The organism is Alcanivorax sp. 24 (assembly GCF_004360225.1).
In the GTDB taxonomy this organism is placed as follows: Bacteria; Pseudomonadota; Gammaproteobacteria; order Pseudomonadales; family Alcanivoracaceae; genus Alloalcanivorax; species Alloalcanivorax xiamenensis.
This window is the reverse complement of sequence record NZ_SNUA01000054.1, coordinates 1-575: the sequence shown is the minus strand read 5'-3', so window position 1 is coordinate 575 and position 575 is coordinate 1. Positions and strand designations below refer to the sequence as shown.

At 62.8% G+C, this 575-nt stretch carries 1 protein-coding gene; it reads left to right on the top strand.

Going from position 1 to position 575, the window contains the following annotated elements:
* Positions 1-348: 348 nt before the first annotated feature.
* Positions 349-575, top strand: a 227-nt coding sequence (locus tag E0L37_RS21715) for a hypothetical protein (protein ID WP_205655674.1), incomplete at its 3' end; no start/stop codon positions are given.

The following is a 575-nucleotide window of genomic DNA, read 5'->3' as shown; positions in this document are numbered from 1 at the left end:
TATTCGCTGGCAAGCCCGCTCCCACGGAAAGCCGCGCCACAAAGCCGCCGTGGGAAGCTTGCTGGCAAGCGAATGCGCAATACCGAACGCCGTATTCGCTGGCAAGCCCGCTCCCACGGAAAGCCGCACCACAAAGCCACTGTGGGAAGCTTGCTGGCAAGCGAATGCGCAATACCGAACGCCGTATTCGCTGGCAAGCCCGCTCCCACGGAAAGCCGCACCACAAAGCCGCCGTGGGAAGCTTGCTGGCAAGCGAATGCGCAGTACCGAACGCCGTATTCGCTGGCAAGCCCGCTCCCACGGAAAGCCGCGCCACAAAGCCGCCGTGGGAAGCTTGCTGGCAAGCGAATGCGCAATACCGAACGCCGTATTCGCTGGCAAGCCCGCTCCCACGGAAAGCCGCGCCACAAAGCCGCCATGGAAAGCTTGCTGGCAAGCGAATACGCAGTACCGAACGCCGTATTCGCTGGCAAGCCCGCTCCCACGGAAAGCCGCACCACAAAGCCACTGTGGGAAGCTTGCTGGCAAGCGAATGCGCAATACCGAACGCCGTATTCGCTGGCAAGCCCGCTCCC